Source organism: Bacillus sp. FSL E2-8900 (genome assembly GCF_037966225.1).
GTDB lineage: Bacteria > Bacillota > Bacilli > Bacillales > Bacillaceae_G > Bacillus_A > Bacillus_A cereus.
In genome coordinates this window covers 4303692-4329624 of record NZ_CP150193.1, presented here as the reverse complement: position 1 = coordinate 4329624, position 25933 = coordinate 4303692, and the positions used below count along the sequence as shown (strand labels likewise).

The following is a 25933-nucleotide window of genomic DNA, read 5'->3' as shown; positions in this document are numbered from 1 at the left end:
TTATTTTAAGTTCTCTGGGTTTAAAGCTTCTAATTCAGGTACAACGAAGCGCCCGTCTTTACGGATTAGTACGTCGTCAAAGTAAATTTCGCCGCCGCCGTATTCAGGGCGTTGGATACATACTAAATCCCAGTGGATGTTCGAGTTGTTACCGTTCCATGCATCGTCGTAAGCTTGTCCAGGAGTGAAGTGGAAGCTGCCATCGATTTTTTCATCGAATAGGATGTCTCCCATTGGATGTAAGATGTATGGGTTTACGCCGATTGCGAACTCACCAACGTAGCGTGCGCCTTCGTCTGTATCGAAGATTTTGTTAATGCGTTCTGAATCGTTTGCAGTTGCTTCAACGATTTGGCCGTTCTCGAACTTAAGTTGTACATTTTCAAATGTATAACCGTTGTAAGGAGATGGTGTGTTGTAAGAAACTGTACCGTTAACAGAATCACGAACTGGTGCAGAGTATACTTCACCGTCTGGAATGTTTAAATGACCTGAGCATTTAATTGCTGGAATGTCTTTAATAGAGAATGTTAAGTCAGTTCCAGGACCAGTTAAACGAACTTTATCTGTTTTATTCATTAATGTAACAAGGCTGTCCATCGCCTTATCCATTTTACCGTAGTCTAAGTTACATACTTCAAAGTAGAAGTCTTCGAAAGCTTCTGTACTCATTTTAGCAAGCTGTGCCATAGAAGCATTTGGGTAGCGAAGAACAACCCAGCGTGTTTTTGGAACGCGAATGTCTCTATGAACTTTTTTACCAACTGTTTGGCCATGAACTTTCATACGCTCACTTGGAACGTCAGCTTGTTCATTAATATTATCGCCAGAGCGAAGGCCGATATAAGCGTCCATGTCTTTCATTACGCTTGCTTCATATGCAGCGATTTGTTCGAAATGTTCTTCAGTAGCACCCATTAATAAAGAGCGATCTACTTGATGATCTTTTAAAGAGACGAATGGGAAACCACCAGCTGCATATGCTTCTTTTACAAGTGCAGTTACAAGTTCTTTTTGTAAGCCAAAGTTTTCAATTAATACTTTTTCACCTTTTTGTAAGCGGATAGAGTAGTTAATTAAATTGTATGCTAACTTTTCAATACGTGGATCTTTCATATGTAAAGCCTCCCTACTAATTATGTATCCTCTCCTATTGTAACCTACTTAGTGGAATTTGTTGAATGATTTATGTTACAGTTAACGAATAAGTATGAAAATTCTAATGATGAGATAGGGATTAGAATGAAACGGAAAATGATTGTATAATAGGGGAAAGTATGAAAAAGATAAAGGAAGTGATGAAATGCAAGTTCTTTTATATGTAAGTGCGGCTATTATCGCGGTTGCTTTCGCAGTATTAGTAGTGTATGTATGCAGAACGTTGTTATCGGTTCAGAAGACGTTAGAAAACGTTGCAAGCACGTTAGAAGGTTTAGAAAAACAAATGCAAGGAATTAGCGTAGAGACAGAGCAATTATTACATAAAACGAATGCGTTAGCTGATGATATTCAACAGAAGTCACAGTCATTAAATAAAGTGGTAGCGGGTGTAGATGGGATTGGAACGACAATCCAATCTTTAAATACGAAGCTTCGTAATGTATCAGACTCTGTAACGGACGAAATTGAAAATAACGCTGATAAAGTAGCGCAAGTTGTACAGTGGAGCAGTGCGGCGATTGAAGTATACAATCATTACCGTGCGTCGAGACAAGAGAAGAAGGTTGAAAAAGAAGAGCGTAAATTAGAAAGAATTGAGAAAAAAGCTGAAAAGAAAGAGAAACGCTCTAGATTTCGTATGAGAGGTGAATCGTGATGAATATGACAAAACTTGAAACAATTGAAGAGCTTGAAGTCTTAGTAGAAAAGAACGAGCCGTATGTTCTTTTTAAACACAGTACGACATGCCCAATTAGTCACGGTGCATACACAGAATTTCAAGCGTATTGCAGCGAAGAAAGAGAAGTACCAGCGTATTACTTATACGTACAAGATGCGAGAGATGTGTCAAATCGTGTTGCAGAACAATACAGTATTAGACATGAATCACCGCAAGTGTTATACATAAAAGATGGGATGGTAGTATGGAATACATCTCATTGGAATATTAAAAAAGATGCTTTAGAAGAGAATATAAAGTAAAAAGAAGCAAGCTAAAGGTGCTTGCTTCTTTTTTTTTGTTTTTGTTGAAATATATTTAGTGGTACACTATTAATAGTTCAAACTAAATAACTAGATTGTTGAAAGTAGGTTTTAAGTAATGAAGAAAATGGCATTATCCTTCGCAGTCGTAAGTTTATTACTGGGAGCTTGTAGTAACAATAGTAATACGATTAGTAAGAAGGATGAAGTTATACAAAAAGATACAAAAGAAAAAAGTATGATTCCGAGAACTGCTGTTTCTAAAGATTATTATAGAACTGTTATTCCTTTAAAAGAACAAAAGGTTATTAATACAGCTAATATAAAAACAAATTCTAAATTAGATTTAGCAGAGTATGAAAATGGTTTAATAAATATTGCAACGCAGCAATTTGATACAGAGAGTCACGTACTGCAATTAAACCAGTATATTCCAGAGAAACTAATTGATGAACTAGTTGCGAAAGTAGAAGCGCCAGTTTTGACGAATATTATAGAACAAGACTATTTCGGAAAACAGAATTCAAATGAATTAAGTTTATCTGGTGTTATGATTGGCTTAGCTATGTCTTCAAGTGTATCGAATGAAGAGGCTATGTCTAAAGGGACTGAAGTTGCTAAACAACTTATTGAAGCTATTAACAAAAATGATAAATATAACAAATCTCCAATTACGTTTGCTATCTTTAAGCAAGAAAGTACAAGTTCTTTAAAAAATGGTACGTATATTGCTAGTGCTACTGTTCAAAAGAATGATACGAACCTTGGAAATTGGAGTACGATCGATGAAAAGTCGTATTCATATCCTTCTGATGAATTTACACAAGCACATGGAGAAGATAATACAAAAATAAATAACTTTGCTAAGGAAATAAAAGGTTTTTCTAATGGGGATTTTATTCCAGTCAACGCTAAAGTTTCTTATAAGAAAGATCAAATGGATACATTAAATATGAATATTGTTATTAAATATAACGGTAAAACAGAATTAATGGCTCTTACCCAATTGGCTGCTCAAGGCATGTTAGACAAATTGCCTAAAGATGCGAAAGTACAATTACAGATCAAGTCCGAGAGTAAAATTGAGGCCGTTATTATAAAAGAGAAAAACAGTGATAAACCGTTTGTTTCCTTCTTGTAAAAAAAGACAGTATATAAACTGTCTTTTTTTTATTTTAAATGAAAATATATAATGTTTTTTGATAGTAATTCCTTGCTGTATATCGTGTGACAATCGTATATGTATCAGCTATAATAAATTATCTTAAAAAAGTAACATATAGGAATTTGAAAGAGGTGGCTTTCTTATGGCATCACAACAATTAGGTCGTTTACGTTCTGAAATTGATCAACTTAATTTACAAATATTAGAGTTACTAAACAAAAGAGGTCGTCTCGTACAAGAAGTTGGTAATTTAAAAGAAGTACAAGGTGTGAAACGTTTTGATCCTGTACGTGAAAGAAATATGCTGGATTTAATTGCAGAGAATAATAATGGTCCATTTGAAACTTCGACTTTACAACATATTTTCAAACAAATTTTTCAAGCTGGTTTAGAATTACAAGAAGACGATCATCGTAAAGCATTACTTGTTTCTCGTAAGAAAAAAACAGAAGATACGATTGTTGAAATTAATGGTGAAAAAATTGGTGACGGAAATCAGCATTTTATTATGGGACCGTGTGCAGTGGAAAGTTATGAACAAGTACGTCAAGTTGCTGAAGCAATGAAAGGGCAAGGTCTGAAATTAATGCGTGGTGGTGCGTTCAAACCACGTACTTCACCGTATGATTTTCAAGGTCTTGGATTAGAGGGATTACAAATTTTGCGCCAGGTAGCAGATGAATATGATTTGGCTGTTATTAGTGAAATTTTAAATCCGAATGATATTGAGATGTCATTAGATTACGTTGATGTTATTCAAATTGGCGCTCGCAATATGCAAAACTTTGATTTGCTAAGGGCAGCTGGTGCTGTAAATAAACCAGTATTATTAAAACGTGGTCTATCAGCAACGATTGAAGAATTCATTAATGCGGCAGAATATATTATGGCAAAGGGAAATGGGAACATTATTTTATGTGAACGAGGTATTCGCACGTATGAAAGAGCGACGCGTAATACGCTTGATATTTCCGCTGTGCCGATTTTAAAGAAAGAAACACATTTACCTGTCGTTGTCGATGTAACGCATTCTACAGGGCGACGTGACCTTCTCTTACCAACTGCAAAAGCAGCGATGGCAATTGGTGCAGACGCAATTATGGCTGAAGTACATCCAGATCCAGCTGTAGCTTTATCTGATGCAGCGCAACAAATGAATATACCGCAGTTCAATGATTTTATGAATGAATTAAAATCATTTGGAAGTAAATTATAAAAACTTTTAATGAGCTGTTCCAAAAAGGCATTTTGGAACAGCTTTCTCCTATTGTATAGCGACTGTCATTGTCGATTTTTGTTGGTAAGTTGATATATTTAAAAAATCGCTGATATAATTAGAGTTGCGGTCGATATATTTGGAAAATCGCTGATATATTTCGAGTTACAGTCGATATATTCGAAAAATCGCCGATATAAATTTCATTTACTATCGTACTGCTTAAAATAAGATTTCTACTAAGGAAACATCTATTTTTTTACAAAAAATGCCCTTTTTTCATAAAAAATACGAAAATACGAGAAAAGAAGCGAATTTTTTCGAAACTTTTGCGGGAAAATATTGTATGAGCCTGCGTTTTTATCGTATCATTAGTAAAAGGAAGAACTCGGGACGATTGGTGGCATCTGCAAATAGAGTTGATGTCTTTTTTTCATTCAAGTAACCGATACATAAAAATAGATAACAAAAATAGAAGGAGTGTGCGATGAGATGAACGTAACAATATATGATGTAGCGCGTGAAGCGAACGTTTCAATGGCTACCGTATCACGCGTTGTGAACGGTAACCCAAATGTAAAGCCTACAACAAGAAAGAAAGTATTAGAAGCAATTGATCGTTTAGGATACCGCCCAAATGCGGTAGCACGTGGACTAGCAAGTAAGAAGACAACTACAGTAGGTGTTATTATTCCTGATATCTCAAATACGTTTTATGCAGAACTAGCTCGTGGAATTGAAGATATCGCAACAATGTACAAATATAACATCATTTTAAGTAACTCTGACCAAAATAAAGAGAAAGAGTTCCATTTATTAAATACGATGCTTGGAAAACAAGTGGACGGAATTGTTTTCATGGGTGAAGATATTACAGACATTCACATTGAAGAATTTAAAAAATCTCCAGTACCAATTGTATTAGCAGCATCATTTGATGAGCAAAATGAAACGCCATCAGTAAATATTGATTATACACAAGCAGCTTATGATGCAATGAAGCACTTTATCGAGCAAGGACATAAACGTATCGGTTTCGTCTCTGGTCCTTTCATTGATAAAGCGGGAAGCGCGAAGAAGTTACAAGGTTACAAAAAAGCTTTAGAAGAAGCAGGTATTTCATATGATGAAAATCTTGTAATCGATGGAGATTACACATATGACTCAGGTATCGAAGCATTCGAAAAGCTTTGGAGCAATGATGAAAAGCCAACAGCAATCTTCGTATCTTCTGATGAAATGGCACTAGGTGTAATCCATGCAGCACAAGACGCTGGATTAAACGTACCAACTGACGTAGAAGTACTTGGTTTCGATAATACACGCCTTGCATTAATGGTTCGTCCGCAGCTTTCAACAGTTGTTCAACCGATGTATGATATCGGTGCAGTAGCAATGCGTCTATTAACAAAGTATATGAACAAAGAAAAAGTGGAAGATCACACTGTTATCTTACCTCACCGTATCCAATTTAGAGATTCAACGAAGTAAGTATAAAAAAGCTCACAGCGATTGCTGTGAGCTTTTATTCGTATTCAGGATAGTATTTTTGTACGACTGCATTTACCATTTCGTCTTCCTTAACGTGTAAAAATCTTGCATACAATTCTTTTCCGGTTTCAAATGGGGTATCGTCTAATTCAAACACATGCAATAGTTTTCGAAACGTCCATGTTATTTGCTGGCCGTACATATTATCGTACGTATGCTCAGACTGTATAGCGATTTGTTCACCTAGTGCATGAGCTTCTTCCAAACTGTTTGCTTTAACAAGAATAATACTTTCTTCAAAAAGTGTATCGTGATTCTCTTCATAATGCTCATCAATTTTCGTAGAATCAGGCTCATCAGAATGAACGGACTCAAATAATAATTTTACAGCGTACATATTATGCAGCATGTTTCACTTTATAAATAATACTTGCGACAAGCGAAGCAGGTATTGTAAATACGTTACTTTGATAATGGTAATGTACTTGGGATTCTTCATAAGACATGTTGTCATATAGTTCGTTTTGTGAGACACTCATTTTTTTCTGTTTTTCTTTGAGCATTTTAATGTAGTTGTACTGTATTGGGACGAGAATGATGAAATAAGCTAATACAATTAGTGAAATCCAAATCATTATGAACACTCCCTTACAAAGAATATTTCTATATAGAAATTATATCAATAAAAAGAAAAAATAACCATTTTTTTATTGGAGCTAATTTTCTTCTAGAAATGCGAACAGTTCCTTTTGGTTTTTTAAATTATGATCAATACATGTTCGAGCAACATATTTCAATCCTTGTAATAATGCATCTACGTGAAAAGTATCATAATGAATTGTATTTCCCTCTACCATCGTTTCGTCTTTTTGCAAGTTAATTGATATTTTTAATACAGTTATATTACTTTGTAAATTTACAACTTCGATGTAAAAAAACAGTTTGTCTAAGTCAATCGTAACATAATCGAATCGTTCGGATAGCTCTAATTTACATGTAGTAGTATATTCCAAATGAAAGCCTCCTTATTGTATAAGTGTATGTTATAATGCCTTCGCTATAGATGGGACTATTCCTTGTTATATGTCACATAAGTGCAAATTTAACTATTATAGGGCAATGTCATGTATAATAGAAAGAAAAGGCTTGTGAGGGGGGAAAAGAGATGATCGTTCTTTGGATAATTACGCTTTGTATGACTGCTATTTTTGCATATATGACGTTAAAACAAAATGGTTTAAAGCGATTTGTTCCAGGAAGTATTCTTGCAGGAATTGCCCTTATCACGTATGTAATTTCTATTTTTATTGAAAGTGTATCAGTAGATATGAGCACAAGTTTAATGTTTATTGGTATTACACTATTTGCAGGTAGCATTATGGTACTTATGGTTGCTGGTATTATTTTATTTATTCATATGAATTCGGAAACGTTATAGCATATAGAAAAGGCATGTCCCAAGGGGACATGCCTTTTTATCCGTTCAATTATGCTCTATCTTTAGAAGAGTTTTGCTGTTTTAGTAAATCACGAATTTCGCCAAGAAGTTCTTCTTCTTTTGTTGGCTCTGGAATTTCTTCCTCTTTTTCTTCTTCTTTTTTAGATGTTAGTTTGTTGAAAACTTTAACAAACATAAAGATAGAAGCTGCGATAATTAAGAAGTCAAAAATTGTTTGGATGAAGTTACCATACATAACAGCAGATTTACCGTATCCAAAGTGTAAACTTGTAAAGTCAACGCCACCTAATACCATACCAAGTAATGGTGTGATGATATCTTTTACTAAAGAACTAACGATTTTACCGAATGCAGCACCGATTACAACCCCGACAGCTAAATCAACGACATTCCCTTTGAAAGCGAATTTTTTAAACTCGTTCCACATGTGTTAATCCCATCCTTTCCACGATTCATTATGAAATTTATAATTCCTATCAACATATTCTATAGAAATTTACGAGAGAAATAAAGAGGGAATGGGAATGAAAGTAAATTCTGAAAAATGTATCCGTTTTAATTTTTGTTTACATTATCTAGTAAAGATTGTAGCATTTGCTGCGTTTTTAATCCTTCTAATCCATCTACAACAGGCTTTGTATCGCCTTGTACACACTCAATAAAATGATGAACAGCATCTTCAAAACCACGCTGTTTTAACGTCGTATCCCATGAGGGGGAACCACTTTGTGAAACTGAGTTTTCCTGTTCAATTTCAAATGTATTCATATTTCTTACGCGAATGATTTTCCCTGGCGTTACAAGTTCAATTTGTTCTAAATTTGTACCGGCATGGCGATGCATTGCAGTAGAAAGTAACAGTCCACTTGGAGTTGTATATGTATGATGTCCGTAAAGAAGTTCATTCTTTTCATTGATTTGCATCATATTGTGAACGACGTTAAGGTCATCATTAGCTAACCAGCGAGCAGTATCTACAATGTGTAAATAATCATCTAACATAGTAAAGTCGTACGTATATGGCCCGACTTTATTTGTGCGATGCTTTTCAATTCGAATCCATGAAATATCATTAGCCTGTTCTTTGGCAGCAACATACATAGGAACGAATCTGCGATTAAATCCGACCATTAATTTTCGGTTATACTTCTCGCTTAACTCGACTAGTTGCTCAGCTTGTTCCACTGTAGCTGCTAGCGGTTTATCAACATAAACGTCGATCCCTTTTTTTAGAAGTTCAGAAACGATTTCATAATGCGATGCAGTTGAACTATGAACGAAGATTGCATCGCATTCCGAAGCTAACATTTCAATAGAATGAAAGTCTTGAATTCGGTATTGCTGGCAAACTTGTTTTCTTTTCTCTGCGTTAGGTGTAAACGCCCCTACAAAATTCCAATCAGTTTCTTTTGTAAGTGTTGGAAGATAGGCCTTTTGCGCAATACTTCCAAGTCCAATCATCCCAATTTTAGGTTTGTTCATTTTATTCCCACCCTATTAATATTAATGTAACGGCTTAAATGTAGCATAGGGTGGGGGAGGAAGGCAAAAATTAGCTTTTTACTTACGGCCTTCTAACAAAATCTTCTCTATCTCTTCAAAGTGATGAGCGCGAGCATGCTCTAACGGGGTAACACCATCATTGTCTGGAATATTTACATCTGCACCGTGCTCAATAAGAAGGCGAATGACTTGTTGCTGTGTTTCGTTTCCGTTACTTAGTACGATGGCTTCCATTAAAGCTGTCCATCCCAGGTTATTTACATGATTTACATCAATATTTGTTCGAGTGAGGAGTTCTTTTATAACGTCAATATAGCCATGTTCTGAGGCTGGGATAAGAGCTGTTCCGCCGTAACGATTTGTAATCGTAGGATCTGCACCAGCATCAATTGTTAGCTTTAAAATGTCTAAGTAACCTTCCGCACCGGCGTATAGAAAGGGATTGTTTTTCATGTCATCTTGGATATTTACGTCAGCACCAGCTTCGATAAGCGCTTTTGCGGTTTTTACATCATTTTTGTATGTAGCAATCATAAGCGGAGTGCGTCCTTGACTATCCGTCGCATTTATATTTGCGCCTTTTTTTAGTAAAGATATAACAGTATTCGTTTCATTTTTTTCAGTAGCTGCTAGTAGTGCAGTCTCCATGTTTGTCATCTCCTTTTTTACTTCTTGTTCTTGCGAGCATCCTTGTAAAAAAATTACGCAACATATCATACTGAATGTTTTTTTGAACATGGAATTTCAACCTCCTAATTTCAACTGTAAAATAGGAACATTAAATTTTTATAAACTGGCGCTAAAATTACTATAAAATCGCTTGAGTAATTGAACATATATTTTTATGCTTATAAATAATAAGGTTTGATAAAGTGAGGATTTAAGATATGTCTATTAAAACAAGGTTTTTATTTTCTTATATTGCTGTTATCCTCGTTTCTATTACGCTTATATTAGTCGCGGGATTTTTAATCGTTTTTTCGATAACAGGTGACTTGGAAGCAGTGAAAAATTTCTATAAAAGTTCTTACATTCAAAAGCCGCTTACACCAGAAGAAGAGAATGCCTATCTTGAGTTGAAGTCAGCAGCTAAACAGCATCAATCTCAATTGTTAGATGAGTCGTTTGTCTCAGCAATAGAAAAAGAGGGTGTGAAAATAGTAGTAAGAAAAGGAGAAACACTTTCATATGCTTCAAACGTATTTGAAAGTGTATCTTTAAAAGAAGCCCTTCCGAAATTTGAATCAGCAAATATTAATAGTCGTGGTACAACGGAACTAGGCGATACATTTTATCGATATGTAAAGTTTGATTTTTATTTTCCTCAGGAAGAAGAGGGAAGTATATTTGTATTAAAAAAGCAAAGTTCATTTGTAGATCTTACACAAAAATTATTTCCAATCTTATTTGTATCTCTCTTACTACTAGCCATTTTACTCATTGGATTATTAAGTTACCTCGTTTCAAGAAGTGTAATAAAACCAATTTTTGTATTGAAAGGCGCAACGGAGAAAATTAAAGAAGGAAATTTAGATTTTCAAATACCAGTTACATCACACGATGAAATAGGGCAATTAAATCAAGGATTTGAGGAGATGAGGAAGAGATTAAAAGAATCGATAGAGATGCAAACACAGTATGAAGAAAATAGAAAAGAGCTTATTTCAAACATCTCTCATGACTTAAAAACACCGATTACATCAATTATCGGATATGTAGAAGGAATAAAGGACGGGGTAGCAAATACGCCAGAAAAAATGGATAAGTATTTAACAACTATCCATACGAAAGCAAGACATATGGATACACTTATTGATGAATTATTTTTATTCTCAAAGCTCGATTTGAATCGAGTTCCCTTTCAGTTTGAAACGGTTGAATTGAATACGTTTATGCAAGAGTTAATCGAAGAGATGCAAATGGATTTAAGTAAAGAAGGTATAGAAGTTAACTTACAATTACATGCATCACCATTATATGTAACGGCTGATTGCGAAAAGATCAATAGAGTTATATCAAATTTAATTCATAATAGTGTGAAATACATGGATAAAGAAGAGAAGAAAATTACTGTAACAGTATCGAGTGATAATAATAAAGTTATTGTGAAAGTGATGGACAATGGATCAGGTATAGAATCTGATACGCTACCTTATATCTTTGAACGTTTTTATCGTGCAGAACAATCGCGGAATTCTAGCACAGGTGGAAGTGGACTTGGTTTAGCAATAGCGAAGCAAATTGTTGAAGAACATGGCGGGAAAATTTGGGCGGAAAGCGAGCTTGGTAAAGGCACAAGCATTTTCTTCTCATTGGAAAAAGTAGAGGAATGTGGTGAGTAAATTGAAAAGAATTTTACTAATAGAAGATGAAGTAAGTATTGCAGAATTACAGCGAGATTATTTAGAAATTAATGATTTCCAAGTTGATGTAGAGCATTCAGGAGAAATAGGTTTACAAACAGCTCTGCAAGAAGACTATGATTTAATTATTTTAGATATTATGCTTCCGAAAATGAACGGATTCGAAATTTGTAAACAAATACGTGCTGTAAAAGATATTCCGATTCTACTTGTTTCAGCAAAAAAAGAAGATATAGATAAAATTCGCGGACTCGGATTAGGAGCGGATGATTATATAACGAAACCGTTTAGCCCGAGTGAATTAGTCGCAAGAGTAAAAGCGCATATTGCCCGTTATGAAAGATTATTAGGAAATGTAAGTAAGCAACGTGATACGTTATATATTCACGGAATTTCTATCGATCAACGAGCGAGAAAAGTTTTTATAAACAATGAAGAAGTGGCATTTACAACGAAGGAATTTGATTTATTAACATTCTTTGTAACACATCCAAACCAAGTATTAAATAAAGAACAGTTATTTGAACGCATTTGGGGATTAGATTCCGCTGGTGATTTAGCCACTGTTGTCGTCCACATTAGAAAGCTACGTGAAAAAATTGAAAGAGATCCTGCTCATCCGCAATATATTGAAACAGTATGGGGAGCTGGCTATCGTTTTAATGTGTAGGGAACCTGCCGAGTAATTGGCAGGTTTTTTGTATGTTATTCGAATAAAAAGGAAGAAATAGGTAATTTGTATTAAAATGTAAAGAGAAACAAAACAGAGGAGAGCATAGGGAGCGAGCTATATGTTGGGGGATATATTAAAAGATAATAAATCAAATAAGAATTTAAAGATTGGAACTAATATCGTACTTATCTTATTGATTATTGGTGCAATACAAATGTTTTATGATGAAGATTCTACGAATGATCATTTCGGTTGGTTCTTTTTTGCGATCTTTTGGGTAATTAAAAGCATTTCTAGCTCTAAGGTAAGTTTAAAAGATAGAGATAAAAAGTCGGTATTACTTGATGTGGGTTTAGTGGTTATTTCTTTTGTTTTTTTAGTTGTTTTTAGTGTGAAATATTTCTTTTGAAAAAAGCTCATAGTCGTATAGAGGCTATGAGCTTTTTGTCAGTGTTTAGGTTTTCTTAATAATAATGGTACTAACGATTTATAAAATGTTTGAGTAGTAGAAGTAAACTGAGCAGCTTCTTCTAAAAAAGGATAATGGTTGCTATTTTCGAATGGAATGAAGATAGAATTACGTATTCCATCATGTATCTCGATAGAATACTGAATTGGGCACTGTACATCATGTCTTCCACATGTAATGAGGGGCTTTGTTTGGATGGAAGGTAAATTCTCTCTTAAATCAAATGAAGGATATTCATTGGCGAAAGCATTCATCCGGTTAACGGACATTGTTTTATTGATTGGTTTACAAAAATAAGAGTTGTAGTTTTCTGGTTTATACAATGATAATTTTGTTCTCTTAGTAGATAGTTCTTTCCGTTCTTCATCTGTAAGGTGAGGGTTTTTTAAGTTTTCGATGAGTTTTTGCATATAATGAAACTGTGGATGTGCTGGGTGATAAATGCAAAAGGGTGTTTCGGTGTAGTTACTTGCTGCAGCTCCTGCTACGACTAATGATTGTAAGGAATGTGGATATGTAATTGCATATAAAAGTCCAAGCATACCACCTGTTGAATGGCCAGCGAAATGCCATGTTGGAAGTTGTAAAGCTTCTCGTATAGCTTCTAAATCGTGAATCGTTTCAATCATACTTAATTCTTTGTCTGAATTGGCTTTTACCGAGTTACCAGCGTCTCGTAAATTAATGAGCAATACACGATGCGTAGCAGTAAAAACATCCGCAAAGTAATCACCAGTTTCATTAAATTGTGAATAGTGATGTGTAATACAAAGAGATTCGCCACTGCCTTTAGTAAAAAGCTCAAATGTGCCACGTTTCGTGTGGATCATTTGTTGTATCCACATAATATCACGACCTTTCCTCATAAAATCCATTAGTACATAAAAATATATCAGCGATTATTAGAATATATCGGCGCATCTCGAAATATATCAGCGATTATTAGAATATATCGGCGCATCTCGAAATATATCAGCGATTTTCCAAATATATCGGCGCAACTTGAAATATATCAGCGATTATTAAAATATATCGACTTGCCGACAGGAATCGACAATAATAGCGAGCTTTAAATAAAAGGAGGCTATTCAAAAACGAGCCTCCTTTTCGTTTAGTACAAAGATTTTGTCATATTATTCCGAATAATTTCAAGGGATTTCGCTACAGTTAATGCGTTTTTTTCTTCAATTTCTGGTTTACGGGGGATAGGTTTATACATGTTGTCTGGATCTTCCCATGTGAGGGGAAGTTCTGTTTCTGCTTGTCCTTTCCAAGCTTCAATCCATTCTGGAGGGAGATAACCTGAGATGTTTTGGATGTTGTTCATTTCGAGCCAAATGAGTGCCCAAGCTCTTGGAACGACGCGCCAGTGATCATAGCCACCGCCACCGACAGCGATCCAGCGACCGTCGCAATATTCATTAGCAATTTCACGAGCGAGCTTCGGTATTTCGCGGTAAATATTCATTGTCGCACAAAGATGTGTAAGTGGGTCATAATAATGTGCGTCAGCACCATTTTGCGTTAAAATAATATCCGGTTTAAAGTACGCTGCAACTTCTTTTACAACAGTTCGATATGATTCTAAGAACGATTCATCTTCTGTAAAAGCATCGAGTGGAACGTTAAAAGAATAACTATAGCCATTCCCTTGTCCGCGTTCATTTACAGCGCCAGTTCCAGGAAATAAATAGCGACCAGTTTCATGTAATGAAATTGTGCATACGTTAGGGTCATCATAAAACGACCATTGTACGCCATCACCGTGATGAGCATCTGTATCAATATATAAGACGCGTAAACCGTATTTCTTTTGAATATATTTCATTGCGATAGAACTGTCGTTATAAATACAAAAGCCAGATGCTTTGCCGCGAAAGCCGTGATGTAAGCCGCCGCCCAAATTAAGTGCGTGTTTTACTTTTCCGGAAAGAACAGCATCGACAGCTGTTAACGTACCACCAACGAGCAATGCGCTTGCTTCGTGCATATTTGGGAACATCGGTGTATCTTCTGTTCCGAGTCCATATGTCATCGCAATTGATTTTTCTAACTTTCCTTCTCCAGCACGTTTTACCGCATTTATGTACTCCTCTGTATGAACGTAGGCGATCTCTTCATCTGTAGCCATCCGTGGTGAGATGATTTGAGAGGGAGAGATGAAACCGCCCTTTTGTAATAAATCATACGTAAGTGTGACGCGCAGTTGGTTAAAAGGATGATCAGGGCTAAATGAATAGCCCCGAAAGTCATCCGAATAAATAAACGCGCTACTCATGCTTGCATCCCCATGATGTTTGGCCATAATACGCGGTAGCCTTCTGCTTCAAGTGCATCAATCACTTTTAGAGGATTCATCGTTTGAATGCGGAAAACGAGTACTTTATCATTCTCGTCTTTTGCTGGGTAGACGAGAACACTCACGATATTTATTTGTAAATCACTAAAAATAGCAACGACTTTTCCAAGAATACCAGGTTCGTTTTTTACTTGAATTTCAATTTGCGAACTTGGTTGATGTGCTCCTGTTAATTTTACTAACGTGTGTAATACTGTAGATTCAGAAATGATTCCAACTAACTTCCCGGCCTTTGTAACAGGAAGACAGCCAATTTTATTTTCAAAAAATAAAGTAGCAATTTCCTCAACGAAATCGAGAGGATGGCAAGTCATAACAGGATGTTTCATAATAAGTTCGAGAGGTTGCTGTAGCATATCGAGTGAAACTTGTTCATCTAGAATAGACGGACTTGCATCTCTTACATCCCGATCAGAAATAATGCCTACGACGTGATTATTTTGATCGACAATTGGAATGTGCCGAATGCCTTTCGTGCGTATCGTTCGGATTGCTGTTTCGATTGTATCGTTTGGATGTAATGTAACTACATTTTGATTCATAATTTCTTCTACAATCATTCCAGTTGCCCCCTTTATTAATACATAAAACGATTGTGAAAACGTAGACGATCAAAAGCTTGAATAGAATCCGTATCAACGCGTTTACCGATGCGGACCATTAAACAGTTGGCAGGATGTGAACAAATTTCAGGATCGTCTGTAGCCATCCATTGTAACCCGCCAGCATTCATCATCTTCTCCATTACTTTTCGGTATTCCCACACATTCAATCCTGTTTGTTTCAAATCCCAGTGCCAATAATATTCAGTCGTCAATATAATGTAATCTTCCATATAATCGTCCATCATAGAAACCTCTAGTAAGTTCTTTCCGACAGAACTCCCGCGGAAGGCTGGGACTACTTCAATTGCCCCAAGCTCAATTAAGTTTTCCATTTTTCCTTCTGACCATCGTTCAAGTGGATCAGGATACAAGTATGTAACATATCCAACAATTGTTTGGTCATGTCTAGCAATAATGAGACGAGCTTCTGGTAATTTAGAAATTTCGACAATTGCTTTATATTGTTGCTCGGCAGGACGAAACGCAATTAAGTCTGGATGAAACTCATACATTTCTAAGTTATGTGTAGAGACAGGACCTTCAATAATTAAAGTGCCTTTCGCTGTTTTTAAGTTTCTAGCATTATATATTTTTTTATGAATCAATGTATTGCTCACCACCTTGAGGGTTTGTGAATCTATTAATATCGTACTTTATAATATATGCGATGTGAATCGAAATTTGTCATTAAAAATTTGTCTAAAAATCAACAAATATACTGAAAATTTTAAATAATGTCATTATAATAGATAATAGAATACATAGGAGGGGGATGTAAAGTATGAAAGTAGAAACGCTTCCTGTCATTAAAGGAGAAAATAATTTGCCGAATTATGATGAGGCATACGCGAATTTTAACTGGGAAGAGGTTAATAAAAACTTTACTTGGAATGAAACAGGCCGAGTAAATATGGCGTATGAGGCAATTGATAAGCATGCGAAATCCGATCGAAAGAATAAAGTAGCTCTTTATTATCAAGATGGATCGCGAAAAGAGAAATATACATTTAAGGAAATGAAGGATTTTTCTAATAAGGCAGGAAACGTCCTTAAGAATTATGGCGATGTAGAAAAAGGCGATCGCGTTTTTATTTTTATGCCACGTTCTCCAGAGTTATATTTCGCACTTTTAGGTGCAGTGAAATTAGGAGCAATTGTTGGACCGCTATTTGAAGCATTTATGGAAGGCGCAGTTCGCGATCGCTTAGAAGATAGCGAAGCAAAGGTGTTAATTACAACGCCTGAATTGTTAGAGCGCGTACCATTAAATGATTTACCGGCTTTAAAAACAGTTTTCCTTGTTGGAGATAATGTAGAAGAAGGCGGTAAAACGGTAGCGTTCAATCCGTTATTTGAACAAGCTTCAAAAGAATTACATATTGAATGGTTAGGCCGTGAAGACGGTTTGATTCTACATTACACGTCTGGCTCTACTGGTAAGCCAAAAGGTGTGCTTCATGCGCAAAACGCAATGGTTCAGCACTATCAAACGGCGAAGTGGGTATTAGATTTAAAAGAAGACGATGTATATTGGTGTACTGCTGACCCGGGCTGGGTAACTGGAACAGCTTACGGTATTTTCGCACCGTGGTTAGTTGGAGCGTCAAATGTTATTTTAGGTGGACGCTTTAGTCCAGAAGCTTGGTATGAAGCACTGCAAGATTACGGTGTGACGGTTTGGTACAGCGCACCAACAGCATTCCGTATGTTAATGGGAGCTGGACAAGACGCAATTAAAAAATATGACTTATCACAAGTTCGTCACGTATTAAGCGTTGGTGAGCCGTTAAATCCAGAAGTAATTCGCTGGGGTATGAATGCATTTGGACTTCGTATTCATGATACGTGGTGGATGACAGAAACAGGTGGACAAGTAATTTGTAACTACCCTTGTATGGAAATCCGTCCAGGTTCAATGGGTAAACCAATTCCAGGTGTGAAAGCAGCGATTGTTGATAATGAAGGAAATGAAGTGCCTCCTTACACAATGGGTAACTTAGCAATTGCGAAAGGTTGGCCATCTATGATGCGCGGGATCTGGAATAACCAGCAAAAATATGAATCTTATTTCATGCCGGGAGATTGGTACGTATCAGGTGACTCTGCCTATATGGATGAAGATGGATACTTCTGGTTCCAAGGACGTATCGACGATGTAATTATGACGTCAGGTGAGCGCGTTGGTCCGTTTGAAGTAGAAAGTAAATTAATCGAGCATGCTGCTGTTGCAGAAGCTGGTGTAATTGGTATTCCTGATCCGGTGCGCGGCGAAATTATTAAAGCATTTATCGCACTTCGAGCAGGATACGAACCATCTGATGAATTAAAAGAAGAAATTCGTCAATTTGTAAAGAAAGGCCTAGCAGCTCATGCAGCGCCACGACAAATTGAATTTAGAGATAAATTACCGAAAACGAGAAGTGGTAAAATTATGCGCCGCGTATTAAAAGCGTGGGAGCTGAATTTACCAACAGGTGACTTATCAACGATGGAAGATTAAGAGAGAAAGGTCTGAACGAAAAATGTTCAGGCCTTTCTTTTTTATGATATCATTAACTTGTATATATAAGTTAAAGGGGATAGTATGATGAAAACAGAAAAGGAAAAGATGATACTAGGAGAAATGTACATACCGGCTGATCCAGTTTTAGTACAAGAAAGAGAGCAAGCACGTATATTAACGAGAAAATTAAATGATACGCCAGAAGAGCAATTAAAAGAGCGTAGCGAAATCGTAAAAGAATTATTCGGAACGACAGGAGATAATATTCATCTTGAATCTTCTTTTAGGTGTGATTACGGCTATAACATTCATGTCGGTGAAAATTTTTACGCGAACTTTGACTGTACCATTTTAGACGTATGCCCGGTAACAATCGGAGTGAACTGTATGTTAGCTCCAGGTGTTCACATTTATACAGCAACGCACCCACTTGATCCGGTAGAGCGTATAAGCGGATCAGAATACGGAAAACCAGTTACAATTGGCGATAACGTATGGATTGGCGGAAGAGCAATTATTAATCCCGGTGTATCAATTGGAGACAATGCGGTAATCGCATCTGGTGCTGTCGTAACGAAAGATGTGCCTAATAATGTAGTAGTTGGCGGGAATCCTGCAAAGATTATAAAAAAACTAAAATAATATTTGAACGAAGTGCCTTCCTCGTCTGTATACAGTTATAAAAGAATAGATGAGGGAGGCTTTTATATGTCTAATAAATTACTTCTTGCGACGTTGTAAAGGATTGACAAGAAGGGAAACCTGACCTCTATTTGACATGCCTATATAAATGATGGTATAAAGAAAAGTATATGAATAATTGAGCGTGGAAAGGGAGAAGTAGTGATCATTTCCCTGTTTTAGAGAGCTGATGGCCGGTGAAAATCAGCACATAGATGATCGCGAATTACGCCCCTAGAGCATCTTTTTTCGATTGAATTTTATTCAAAAGGGAAAAGACGGTGCTAAGCCGTTATGTAAATAAGGTGGTAGGCTTTTTTGCCTGCAACTAGGGTGGTAACGCGATAATCAAAATCGTCCCTTATTTGAAGGGGCGATTTTTTTATGTTTTCAACCTTCACGCCAGTAATGAACTTAAAGGAGAGTATGTAGGATATGGGTATTTTACAAGATCTTGAATTTCGCGGTCTAATTAATCAGCAAACAGATGCTGAGGGCCTTGAGCAATTATTAGAAAAAGAAAGCGTTAAATTATACTGTGGTTTCGACCCGACAGCGGATAGCTTACACATTGGTCATATGTTACCAGTATTAATGTTACGTCGTTTCCAATTAGCTGGTCACCAACCAATCGCACTTGTTGGCGGTGGTACTGGTATGATCGGTGATCCAAGTGGTAAAAAAGCAGAGCGTACATTAAATACGAAAGATACAGTTGCTTACTACACAGAAAGCATTAAAAACCAACTTTCAAACTTCTTAGAGTTTGAAAACGTGGACAACCCAGCAACGATGGCTAACAACTACGACTGGCTTGGTAGCTTAGATGTAATTTCATTCTTACGCGATATTGGTAAAAACTTCGGTTTAAACTATATGTTAGCAAAAGATACGGTAGCATCTCGTTTAGAAACTGGTATTTCATTCACTGAGTTCAGTTACATGATTTTACAATCATACGACTTCTTAAACTTATACCAACAACATAATTGCCGTCTGCAAATCGGTGGTAGTGACCAATGGGGTAACATTACAGCTGGTCTTGAATTAATCCGTAAATCAGAAGAAGATGCGAAAGCATTCGGTTTAACAATTCCACTTGTTACTAAATCTGACGGTACGAAGTTTGGTAAAACAGAAGGCGGCGCAATTTGGTTAGACCCAGAGAAAACAACTCCTTACGAGTTCTACCAATTCTGGATTAACACAGATGACCGCGACGTTGTTAAATACTTAAAATACTTCACATTCTTATCTCATGAAGAAATTCTTGAGCTTGAGAAGCAAGTAGCTGAAGCGCCAGAAAAACGTGCAGCACAAAAAGCATTAGGTGCAGAAATGACAAAACTTGTTCATGGTGAAGAAGCATTAGAGCAAGCGATTAAAATTTCAGCTGCATTATTCAGCGGTTCTGTAGCAGAACTAACTGCAAGCGAAATCGAACAAGGATTCAAAGACGTACCATCTGTAGAACGTACTGCAGAAGATACAGTATTAATCGACTTACTTGTAGAAAGCAAAATCTCTCCATCAAAACGTCAAGCACGTGAAGATGTAACGAACGGCGCAATCTACGTAAACGGTGAGCGTACACAAGCATTAGACTACGTTGTAACAGAAAACGATCGCATCGAAGGTAAATTCACAATCATTCGCCGCGGTAAAAAGAAATATTTCTTAATTCGTTACTAATAAATAAAAAGCTTTGAGGAAATTCCTCAAAGCTTTTTTGTTTTAATCTCCTTTTCGAGTTCATACGGAAATCACATGTAAGCGGTATGATAAACGTATAACAATTAGAAAGGAGTGGTAAAACAAAATGTCACTAGAAGCGCTCATTATTTTTTCTTTGCTAAACGCGGGTCAACTTGCAGAGAATTCGAAGGTTGATATACATAAAGAGCAGAAAGATGCTTATGTATATGTTCAAAAAGAGGAAAATAAATAACTTTATTTTATATATACGAAAAAAGAGGGTATCCCAGAAGGTCTTTAAAATGACCATTTGGAGATATCTTTTTTGTTATTCATGTATTACTTTTAATGAAATTTGTCCTTTGGGGAGGATAGGTAGCGTAGGGGCATTTCTATCGTTAGACAACATTTTTAAAAATAAAGGGGGTGAAATGTCTACGAAAATCTATAAATTATTACATAATAAAAGCCACAAATCATATGAGTGTGACTTAAATGTTTTTATTCAGCCTCGAAGCGTAAAGTGATGAAAACTCAAATGAAACCATAAGATATCTAGCAGGATTTATTTTCCTAGATTTGAAATTGTTATATCAATTTTGTTTCTTTTTGCAGTGTTTAAAGCGTTGCTTAGTAAATCTAAAAAAGTTGTACCTGTTGGAGTAGCGTGATAATTGGCTAAACTAGTTGTTTTATTAGGAATTTTATTTCCCCAAGGTGGCTGTTTTTCCATGTGCTCAATATCCCAGATAACTTCTGTAGGAGGTAATTCACTTAAAATTTTTCTTATCTCTTCTACATTTTGAAGTGCTTCTTCTGTGTCCTCCCAACGTAACTTGTCGAAATATAAATTCTTCATTAATAGTGGGTACTTAGTGCCCCAACCTTCAGACTCTGTATGATAAGACATGGTTGAAAAAAAGCTATGTAAAAAATCAGGGTGTCCTGTTTCATAGAAAAATATATCTACTTTAAATCCTACTGCCATTAATATCAATCCTCGCGCTTAAATATTACGTTTTTGATGAATAATTACATAAATCAATAAAAAGAAGAACGTTTATTCTCACTACAAGGCGTTCTTCTTTTTTTGTTTTATTCGTCGTCTTCAAAATCGCGTAAGCTATCTAGCAATTCTGTAAAAGATGAACAAACAGGGTAAATTGCTTCTTCCATCTCTTCTTCCTCATGATCCCAAAATACAACGGTTGGGGCTTCGGGGTTATTTCGGTAATCAAAGCATAGAAGGTTACCAAACGGGTCTCTAGCAAAAGGGTATACTTTATCAACTAATCTATCTTTTATACCTTCATAGTTTTGGACAATCGAATATTTATCTTCTATATGAAGAGTTAAGAGGTCACTGAATACATTTTCATCTTGTCCTGGTACATCAAATACTTTTGGGTTAGGGTATCCCCCGTCATATTTCTTCACGCACGCAACAAAATCGTTGGGTAATTTAATATTAAAATATTGTTCTGCCTTTTGGATTTCTTCGTCTGTAACTGGTGTTTTACTCATAAAGGACCATGTAATATTGTTCATTTTTGCCACTCCTTATTTATCGCTATCTTTTCCCCAAATTCTATAGCCACCTGTATGGCCAGTATCGTGATGTATCTGATAATCTACAAGTTGCATTCTACCAGTATCTTGATGGTGATGCCATGTGTAATGCTTTGGTGTTTCACCTTGTTTAAACATTTGAATTTCTTCTTTCGTAAATCTTGAAGCTAAATCAGGGTCTTTTATTATTTGTTCGTATAATGCTTTACTACATTTTCTAAAATGTGTTGTTCTAGATTTTTTTAAGTCTGCCTCTTTTAGGATTACCTCACCCTTAGATTTAAAAATAGGGAACCCATCTGCATCATACGGAATACCTGTAACAGGGTGTTTGTCTCCTGCCAACTCACCTTTTCTTAATCTTATTGTCTTAGGGCCATTTGGACCTTCATAAGTATATGGAGCTGCTTTCTGCAAATACTGTTGGATACTTCCAACTCCTGCATATGAGAAAGAATTTCCAGGTTTTAATTCATAGTTGTTTAATATATGCAATGCATTTCTGTATGCAGGGGAATTAGTTATAAGGGATTTCCCTTTAATAAGACTTGTCATAGCAGATGCTTTACCTACTTGTCCAATTTTATCTAGACCTTTGCTACCAATAAACCCTGTGAGTAGCGAGGTGACTACATAAGCTGCATAATGTTCCCTACTTTCCATATCCCCATTCCATAATTCGTTCATGAATGAATCGGACAGGGCATTCCATGCCGCAGGTAGGGTTTCTTTATAATTTACGATTGCATCTTTCATGTTTAACCAGGTCTCTTTATCTCCCAAAGCGACAAATCCGTCCCATGCGTCTACAACGCCATCTACTACACCAGTGGAAATACCAGTCCAGGCATCGCTCAAATCCTTTTTATTTCTATCCCAAAAGGATTGTTCTGATTGTGGTGGGATTTTGCCACACATTGCACCTTCTTCGATTGAATTATCAGCCTGACGATTCCTATCTTCTGCAATCGCTTGAATTGAAGTCGCCCACTCCATATTTAATCCTTGTGTACTAAATGTACCACTTGCTGGACTAAAACCTTTCCCACTTTGAACTTCAGCAAGCCCCGTCGCAATGCTAGCGGCTAATTGAATTGCTGTATTATAGTTATTACTAGATGTTTGGTTGAACTGATACAAATGATCTAACTTTTCTTAAAGTTTGCGCCTCATGGCAATGAAAAGATTTACCATAGCGTCCATGCCCGAAATTGGCATAGTTTGATGGAGGGCTTCTGTACTTGCTATCATTCGGTCAATTTCTCGAATTTGTTCTAATATTTCTTGTTCAATAACATCTGTTGAAGCTACCTGTGATTGAAATTGACTTGGAAAGGCATCGTTCTGACGAATTAATTCCTCACATAAGTAAATGATTCCTTGTGCCAAAGGACGAAAGGTTTGTAAGAAATATGCTTTTGCACTGCTATATGTTTGTCCTTGTAGAACAGTATCCAATGCAAAAGCATCAATAGAATGAATAATTTGTTCCATACCTTGAATAGTAGTGGTACAGAAAGAGTTCATACTTTCTGTTTGAGTTTGTACGTCACCGAGATACATATTTAAAGACATGAACTTTCCCTCCCCCTTACAAAAAATACCAATTTAAGGAAGAGGTTGTAAATATAATGTTCTAATTATTCCGAAAACAAAAACTTGTTCATTAAGTTTTTTAATCTCATTCGGATGCTCGGGTGATGAAGAGGTTTTTAAGGTTGAATGTAAATAGAAAAAGGGAAGATATAGATTATGTACACATAAATACGTTGTAAAAATCATGTTAAAAAAAAGAAAGTATAGCAAAGAAAAATGAGTTATGGGGTAGAATGTAGTGTTTTTAAGTGTTAGAAGAAGGTAAGCTGGCTAAATTCAGAAATGATAATTCTAATGTTGTATTAGCATTGAAAAGAAATACTAACATTAGAACAAATAGGACAGTATAAAATGAATTAGATAATGAAGAAAGCCGCTCGTTTTTTCGGGGCGGCTTATTCTTTACATGTTTTAGTTTTCTTCTTCTTTGTAATTTAATGCAATCTCTACTATTTCTTCCGGTGTTAAATCCCTAAAATCCCAAAAGATTATATCACTTGGAGCGGGATGAGGTACACCGCTATTATTAAATTGGTTTACGTATTCATTAAGTTCTTCTTCAGGTAATTTAGGATTACAAATCTTTGTTACAAGTTCAATAAGTTCTTCTTTTGTCATTTTGAGTGTCATACTAACCATCCTTTCATAATCATTAACCTTTTTTACCGAAATGATATGAACGATCTAAAACATTTTGATGCATTTTAGGAGAAACAATTATTAAGTTATCGAGATTGTACACATCTCCACCCTGGTGAATTGGTTGTTTATGGTGCAAAATATATTGATTGTGCTGACCATACTTCTCAGATAATGGAGCGAATGGAGCTTTACCCTCTTTCATAAGGTTTATATTTCTTTGGTTAAATTCTGTCGCATAGTCTGAATCAGCAACTGTTTTCCAAAACTCTTTTCTAAAATCATCAAAGGAGTTGAAATTTTTTCCAATTAGCTTATTTCGAATTTCTTGTGGAATAACACCAATTGAACCTTTATTATACATTAGTTTCTTTTGAGTCCCTAAACTTCGTTCAAGATTAAAACTTGAAGTTACTGTTCCTGGAGAATTTCTTTTTTGTGCACTTGAAATCGTAGTCTTTGCAAAATTATAGTAGGCTTGATTCAATTCGCTTTGAGGTATCTTGGTTATGATAGTTCCACCAGAGAAGGCATAAGAAACATCTTTCTTAAAAGATTGTAAAATCTCAGATGCGTGCTTCATTTCTTTTATTAGTGTTACTCCTTTTGTTAATGTACTTGCTCCACTTGATGCTTTTACTCCTTTTATAACAAGTCCTGCTCTACCTAATCCCTTGTCGGCGATTAGACCAATACCTATTTGGGTTAATGCATAAGTAATCCATTGCGTACGGCTCTCTGCATCTCCATTTATCATATCTCGTTTCACGGTACTTGAAAATGTATGCCACATATTTTTCGCCGTTTCATCCAAATGTAAAATCGCATATGTAACATTAATAAAAGTTTCTATATCCATATTCCTTATATTCATATTACTTAAAGTTTCCATGGACTTGATTGCATCTTCAACAGATTTCCCTGTTCCGATTACAGTACCATTCCATATCTTTTTTACTGTTTCGAACATTTTAACTACACTGTTTACCTTATCGCCCCAAGCTTTTTTAATCGCAGATGTTTCTTCTAGCCTACCGCACATTTCTCCATCTTTAATTAAATGATCAGCTTTTCGTTTTTTTTCTTCTGTAATTGCTTGAATAGGACCCGTCCACTCCATATTCAACCCTTGCGTACTAAATGTACCACTTGCAGGACTAAAACCTTTTCCACTTTGGACTTCGGCGAGACCCGTCGCAATGCTAGCAGCTAATTGAATCGCTGTATTATAGTTATCACTAGATGTTTGATTAAATTCATATAGGTGCTCTAGCTTTTCTTGAAGTTTACGCCTCATGTCAGCAAATAGATTTACTATAGCATCCATGCCCGAGATAGGCATAGCTTGATTGATTGCTTCCGTACTTGCTATCATTCGGTCAATTTCTCGAATTTGTTCTAATATCTCCTGTTCGATAACATCTGTAGAAGCGACCTGTGATTGAAAGTCTCTTGGAAAAGCATCATTTTGACGGATTAATTCTTCGCATAAGTAAATGATTCCTTGTGCTAACGGACGAAAGGTTTGTAAGAAATATGCTTTTGCACTGCTATATGTTTGTCCTTGTAGAACAGTATCCAATGCAAAAGCATCAATAGAATGAATAATTTGTTCCATACCTTGAATAGTAGTGGTACAGAAAGAGTTCATACTTTCTGTTTGAGCTTGTACTTCACCGAGATACATATTTAAAGACATGAACTTTCCCTCCTCTTACAAGAAAATAATACCAATTTAAGGAAGGTTTTGTAAATGTAATATTCTGATAATTCGGCGGTTAAAGAGATACTTGTTCATTAAGTTT

The 25933-nt window shown here is 35.9% G+C and carries 28 protein-coding genes, 1 pseudogene and 1 other annotated feature; of the genes and pseudogenes, 13 read left to right on the top strand and 16 right to left on the bottom strand.

All coding sequences use genetic code 11. The annotated features are described in order from the left end of the window. Window positions 1–1116, bottom strand: a complete 1116-nt coding sequence (locus NST90_RS22170) for an aminopeptidase (protein WP_000654729.1) — start codon at window positions 1114–1116, stop codon at window positions 1–3. Between the two features lie 187 nt (window positions 1117–1303). Here NST90_RS22170 and NST90_RS22165 point away from each other — a divergent pair, with 187 nt between their 5' ends. The 5 genes from NST90_RS22165 (at window position 1304) to ccpA (ending at window position 6014) form a co-directional block, all read left to right on the top strand. Continuing rightward, window positions 1304–1816 carry a DUF948 domain-containing protein gene (locus NST90_RS22165; RefSeq protein WP_001197720.1) on the top strand — a complete coding sequence of 171 codons (513 nt, stop codon included), beginning with the start codon at window positions 1304–1306 and terminating at the stop codon, window positions 1814–1816. Continuing rightward, entirely contained in the window at window positions 1816–2142 is a 327-nt protein-coding gene (gene ytxJ / locus NST90_RS22160) for a bacillithiol system redox-active protein YtxJ (protein WP_001057469.1), read from the top strand. The genes NST90_RS22165 and ytxJ overlap by 1 nt, the downstream gene beginning before the upstream one ends. 118 nt (window positions 2143–2260) lie before the next feature. Continuing rightward, entirely contained in the window at window positions 2261–3283 is a 1023-nt protein-coding gene (locus tag NST90_RS22155; RefSeq protein WP_000738025.1) for a CamS family sex pheromone protein, read from the top strand. 166 nt (window positions 3284–3449) lie between these two features. Continuing rightward, entirely contained in the window at window positions 3450–4523 is a 1074-nt protein-coding gene (locus NST90_RS22150) for a bifunctional 3-deoxy-7-phosphoheptulonate synthase/chorismate mutase (RefSeq protein WP_000168214.1), read from the top strand. A 492-nt stretch (window positions 4524–5015) separates the two neighbouring features. Continuing rightward, window positions 5016–6014 (top strand): catabolite control protein A, encoded by a 999-nt coding sequence (gene ccpA / locus NST90_RS22145; protein WP_001103297.1) that lies wholly within the window; start codon window positions 5016–5018, stop codon window positions 6012–6014. A 34-nt stretch (window positions 6015–6048) separates the two neighbouring features. On the opposite strand, the gene NST90_RS22140 is transcribed toward ccpA, so the two are convergent. The 3 genes from NST90_RS22140 to NST90_RS22130 all read right to left on the bottom strand — a co-directional run bounded on the left by NST90_RS22140 (window position 6049) and on the right by NST90_RS22130 (window position 7027). Further along, window positions 6049–6411 (bottom strand): DUF4288 domain-containing protein, encoded by a 363-nt coding sequence (locus tag NST90_RS22140; RefSeq protein ID WP_046393029.1) that lies wholly within the window; start codon window positions 6409–6411, stop codon window positions 6049–6051. A gap of 1 nt (window position 6412) precedes the next feature. Beyond that, window positions 6413–6649: a DUF3949 domain-containing protein gene (locus NST90_RS22135; RefSeq protein ID WP_000637902.1), complete on the bottom strand. Its 237-nt coding sequence runs from the start codon at window positions 6647–6649 to the stop codon at window positions 6413–6415. Window positions 6650–6730: 81 nt separating this feature from the next. Beyond that, a complete protein-coding gene (locus NST90_RS22130; protein ID WP_046393028.1) occupies window positions 6731–7027 on the bottom strand; it encodes a hypothetical protein in 297 nt (98 codons plus the stop codon). Window positions 7028–7179: 152 nt separating this feature from the next. Between NST90_RS22130 and NST90_RS22125 the strand changes: the two genes are divergently transcribed. Then, window positions 7180–7452: a DUF3917 domain-containing protein gene (locus tag NST90_RS22125; RefSeq protein ID WP_000636589.1), complete on the top strand. Its 273-nt coding sequence runs from the start codon at window positions 7180–7182 to the stop codon at window positions 7450–7452. Window positions 7453–7501: 49 nt separating this feature from the next. On the opposite strand, the gene mscL is transcribed toward NST90_RS22125, so the two are convergent. The 3 genes from mscL to NST90_RS22110 form a co-directional block, all read right to left on the bottom strand. After that, complete coding sequence (gene mscL / locus NST90_RS22120; RefSeq protein WP_000267011.1) at window positions 7502–7900, bottom strand: large conductance mechanosensitive channel protein MscL; 399 nt, start codon at window positions 7898–7900, stop codon at window positions 7502–7504. 128 nt (window positions 7901–8028) lie between these two features. Then, on the bottom strand, window positions 8029–8955 hold the full coding sequence (locus NST90_RS22115; RefSeq protein WP_046393027.1) for a Gfo/Idh/MocA family oxidoreductase: 927 nt from the start codon (window positions 8953–8955) through the stop codon (window positions 8029–8031). 78 nt (window positions 8956–9033) lie between these two features. Then, window positions 9034–9714: an ankyrin repeat domain-containing protein gene (locus NST90_RS22110; protein WP_000475114.1), complete on the bottom strand. Its 681-nt coding sequence runs from the start codon at window positions 9712–9714 to the stop codon at window positions 9034–9036. 149 nt (window positions 9715–9863) lie between these two features. Here NST90_RS22110 and NST90_RS22105 point away from each other — a divergent pair, with 149 nt between their 5' ends. The 3 genes from NST90_RS22105 (at window position 9864) to NST90_RS22095 (ending at window position 12421) form a co-directional block, all read left to right on the top strand. After that, window positions 9864–11318, top strand: coding sequence for a HAMP domain-containing sensor histidine kinase (locus NST90_RS22105; RefSeq protein WP_044307643.1), 1455 nt, complete (start codon window positions 9864–9866; stop codon window positions 11316–11318). Window position 11319: 1 nt separating this feature from the next. Next, entirely contained in the window at window positions 11320–12009 is a 690-nt protein-coding gene (locus tag NST90_RS22100; protein ID WP_001986686.1) for a response regulator transcription factor, read from the top strand. A gap of 121 nt (window positions 12010–12130) precedes the next feature. Continuing rightward, on the top strand, window positions 12131–12421 hold the full coding sequence (locus NST90_RS22095; RefSeq protein ID WP_076875960.1) for a hypothetical protein: 291 nt from the start codon (window positions 12131–12133) through the stop codon (window positions 12419–12421). Between the two features lie 38 nt (window positions 12422–12459). Here the strand turns inward: NST90_RS22095 and NST90_RS22090 are convergent, their stop codons facing one another. The 4 genes from NST90_RS22090 to acuA all read right to left on the bottom strand — a co-directional run bounded on the left by NST90_RS22090 (window position 12460) and on the right by acuA (window position 16050). Then, window positions 12460–13347 carry an alpha/beta hydrolase gene (locus NST90_RS22090; protein WP_153601154.1) on the bottom strand — a complete coding sequence of 296 codons (888 nt, stop codon included), beginning with the start codon at window positions 13345–13347 and terminating at the stop codon, window positions 12460–12462. 245 nt (window positions 13348–13592) lie between these two features. After that, window positions 13593–14759: an acetoin utilization protein AcuC gene (gene acuC / locus NST90_RS22085; protein ID WP_000092823.1), complete on the bottom strand. Its 1167-nt coding sequence runs from the start codon at window positions 14757–14759 to the stop codon at window positions 13593–13595. Next, on the bottom strand, window positions 14756–15400 hold the full coding sequence (locus tag NST90_RS22080) for an acetoin utilization AcuB family protein (protein ID WP_000634583.1): 645 nt from the start codon (window positions 15398–15400) through the stop codon (window positions 14756–14758). Before NST90_RS22080 ends, acuC begins: the two co-directional genes overlap by 4 nt. Before the next feature lie 17 nt (window positions 15401–15417). After that, window positions 15418–16050: an acetoin utilization protein acetyltransferase AcuA gene (gene acuA, locus NST90_RS22075; RefSeq protein WP_000581388.1), complete on the bottom strand. Its 633-nt coding sequence runs from the start codon at window positions 16048–16050 to the stop codon at window positions 15418–15420. Between the two features lie 176 nt (window positions 16051–16226). Between acuA and acsA the strand changes: the two genes are divergently transcribed. From acsA to NST90_RS22055, 4 genes are all read left to right on the top strand, one after another. Next, window positions 16227–17945 (top strand): acetate--CoA ligase, encoded by a 1719-nt coding sequence (gene acsA / locus NST90_RS22070; RefSeq protein WP_000862049.1) that lies wholly within the window; start codon window positions 16227–16229, stop codon window positions 17943–17945. 84 nt (window positions 17946–18029) lie between these two features. Beyond that, window positions 18030–18590, top strand: a complete 561-nt coding sequence (locus tag NST90_RS22065; protein ID WP_002024890.1) for a maltose acetyltransferase domain-containing protein — start codon at window positions 18030–18032, stop codon at window positions 18588–18590. A 176-nt stretch (window positions 18591–18766) separates the two neighbouring features. Then, window positions 18767–18994, top strand: a binding site (T-box leader). A gap of 70 nt (window positions 18995–19064) precedes the next feature. Beyond that, window positions 19065–20321 carry a tyrosine--tRNA ligase gene (gene tyrS, locus NST90_RS22060; protein ID WP_000512086.1) on the top strand — a complete coding sequence of 419 codons (1257 nt, stop codon included), beginning with the start codon at window positions 19065–19067 and terminating at the stop codon, window positions 20319–20321. A 127-nt stretch (window positions 20322–20448) separates the two neighbouring features. Then, on the top strand, window positions 20449–20577 hold the full coding sequence (locus NST90_RS22055) for a hypothetical protein (protein ID WP_000050940.1): 129 nt from the start codon (window positions 20449–20451) through the stop codon (window positions 20575–20577). 312 nt (window positions 20578–20889) lie between these two features. On the opposite strand, the gene NST90_RS22050 is transcribed toward NST90_RS22055, so the two are convergent. From NST90_RS22050 to NST90_RS22030, 5 genes and pseudogenes are all read right to left on the bottom strand, one after another. Then, the gene (locus NST90_RS22050; RefSeq protein WP_000268163.1) at window positions 20890–21312 is read right to left on the bottom strand and encodes an immunity 70 family protein; all 423 of its coding nucleotides are present in this window, start codon (window positions 21310–21312) and stop codon (window positions 20890–20892) included. Between the two features lie 107 nt (window positions 21313–21419). Continuing rightward, window positions 21420–21872, bottom strand: coding sequence for an SMI1/KNR4 family protein (locus NST90_RS22045; protein ID WP_001060036.1), 453 nt, complete (start codon window positions 21870–21872; stop codon window positions 21420–21422). A gap of 12 nt (window positions 21873–21884) precedes the next feature. Beyond that, a pseudogene (locus NST90_RS22040) lies at window positions 21885–23468 on the bottom strand (HNH endonuclease). A gap of 432 nt (window positions 23469–23900) precedes the next feature. Further along, complete coding sequence (locus NST90_RS22035) at window positions 23901–24119, bottom strand: bacteriocin immunity protein (RefSeq protein WP_000172895.1); 219 nt, start codon at window positions 24117–24119, stop codon at window positions 23901–23903. 22 nt (window positions 24120–24141) lie between these two features. Next, a complete protein-coding gene (locus tag NST90_RS22030) occupies window positions 24142–25827 on the bottom strand; it encodes a T7SS effector LXG polymorphic toxin (RefSeq protein ID WP_046393024.1) in 1686 nt (561 codons plus the stop codon). Between the last annotated feature and the right edge of the window lie 106 nt (window positions 25828–25933).

Excerpts from the sequence above, each read along its gene's own strand:
- acuC (WP_000092823.1), bottom strand. The coding sequence starts at position 14,759 with ATGAGTAGCGCGTTTATTTATTCGGATGACTTTCGGGGCTATTCATTT.
- acsA (WP_000862049.1), top strand. The coding sequence starts at position 16,227 with ATGAAAGTAGAAACGCTTCCTGTCATTAAAGGAGAAAATAATTTGCCG.
- NST90_RS22050 (WP_000268163.1), bottom strand. The coding sequence starts at position 21,312 with ATGGCAGTAGGATTTAAAGTAGATATATTTTTCTATGAAACAGGACAC.
- mscL (WP_000267011.1), bottom strand. The coding sequence starts at position 7,900 with ATGTGGAACGAGTTTAAAAAATTCGCTTTCAAAGGGAATGTCGTTGAT.
- NST90_RS22080 (WP_000634583.1), bottom strand. The coding sequence starts at position 15,400 with ATGATTGTAGAAGAAATTATGAATCAAAATGTAGTTACATTACATCCA.
- tyrS (WP_000512086.1), top strand. The coding sequence starts at position 19,065 with ATGGGTATTTTACAAGATCTTGAATTTCGCGGTCTAATTAATCAGCAA.
- NST90_RS22150 (WP_000168214.1), top strand. The coding sequence starts at position 3,450 with ATGGCATCACAACAATTAGGTCGTTTACGTTCTGAAATTGATCAACTT.
- NST90_RS22105 (WP_044307643.1), top strand. The coding sequence starts at position 9,864 with ATGTCTATTAAAACAAGGTTTTTATTTTCTTATATTGCTGTTATCCTC.
- ytxJ (WP_001057469.1), top strand. The coding sequence starts at position 1,816 with ATGAATATGACAAAACTTGAAACAATTGAAGAGCTTGAAGTCTTAGTA.
- ccpA (WP_001103297.1), top strand. The coding sequence starts at position 5,016 with ATGAACGTAACAATATATGATGTAGCGCGTGAAGCGAACGTTTCAATG.
- NST90_RS22165 (WP_001197720.1), top strand. The coding sequence starts at position 1,304 with ATGCAAGTTCTTTTATATGTAAGTGCGGCTATTATCGCGGTTGCTTTC.
- NST90_RS22135 (WP_000637902.1), bottom strand. The coding sequence starts at position 6,649 with ATGATTTGGATTTCACTAATTGTATTAGCTTATTTCATCATTCTCGTC.
- NST90_RS22055 (WP_000050940.1), top strand. The coding sequence starts at position 20,449 with ATGTCACTAGAAGCGCTCATTATTTTTTCTTTGCTAAACGCGGGTCAA.
- NST90_RS22110 (WP_000475114.1), bottom strand. The coding sequence starts at position 9,714 with ATGTTCAAAAAAACATTCAGTATGATATGTTGCGTAATTTTTTTACAA.
- NST90_RS22090 (WP_153601154.1), bottom strand. The coding sequence starts at position 13,347 with ATGAGGAAAGGTCGTGATATTATGTGGATACAACAAATGATCCACACG.
- NST90_RS22095 (WP_076875960.1), top strand. The coding sequence starts at position 12,131 with ATGTTGGGGGATATATTAAAAGATAATAAATCAAATAAGAATTTAAAG.
- NST90_RS22115 (WP_046393027.1), bottom strand. The coding sequence starts at position 8,955 with ATGAACAAACCTAAAATTGGGATGATTGGACTTGGAAGTATTGCGCAA.
- NST90_RS22035 (WP_000172895.1), bottom strand. The coding sequence starts at position 24,119 with ATGACACTCAAAATGACAAAAGAAGAACTTATTGAACTTGTAACAAAG.
- NST90_RS22030 (WP_046393024.1), bottom strand. The coding sequence starts at position 25,827 with ATGTCTTTAAATATGTATCTCGGTGAAGTACAAGCTCAAACAGAAAGT.
- NST90_RS22170 (WP_000654729.1), bottom strand. The coding sequence starts at position 1,116 with ATGAAAGATCCACGTATTGAAAAGTTAGCATACAATTTAATTAACTAC.
- NST90_RS22045 (WP_001060036.1), bottom strand. The coding sequence starts at position 21,872 with ATGAACAATATTACATGGTCCTTTATGAGTAAAACACCAGTTACAGAC.
- NST90_RS22140 (WP_046393029.1), bottom strand. The coding sequence starts at position 6,411 with ATGTACGCTGTAAAATTATTATTTGAGTCCGTTCATTCTGATGAGCCT.
- NST90_RS22125 (WP_000636589.1), top strand. The coding sequence starts at position 7,180 with ATGATCGTTCTTTGGATAATTACGCTTTGTATGACTGCTATTTTTGCA.
- NST90_RS22155 (WP_000738025.1), top strand. The coding sequence starts at position 2,261 with ATGAAGAAAATGGCATTATCCTTCGCAGTCGTAAGTTTATTACTGGGA.
- NST90_RS22065 (WP_002024890.1), top strand. The coding sequence starts at position 18,030 with ATGATGAAAACAGAAAAGGAAAAGATGATACTAGGAGAAATGTACATA.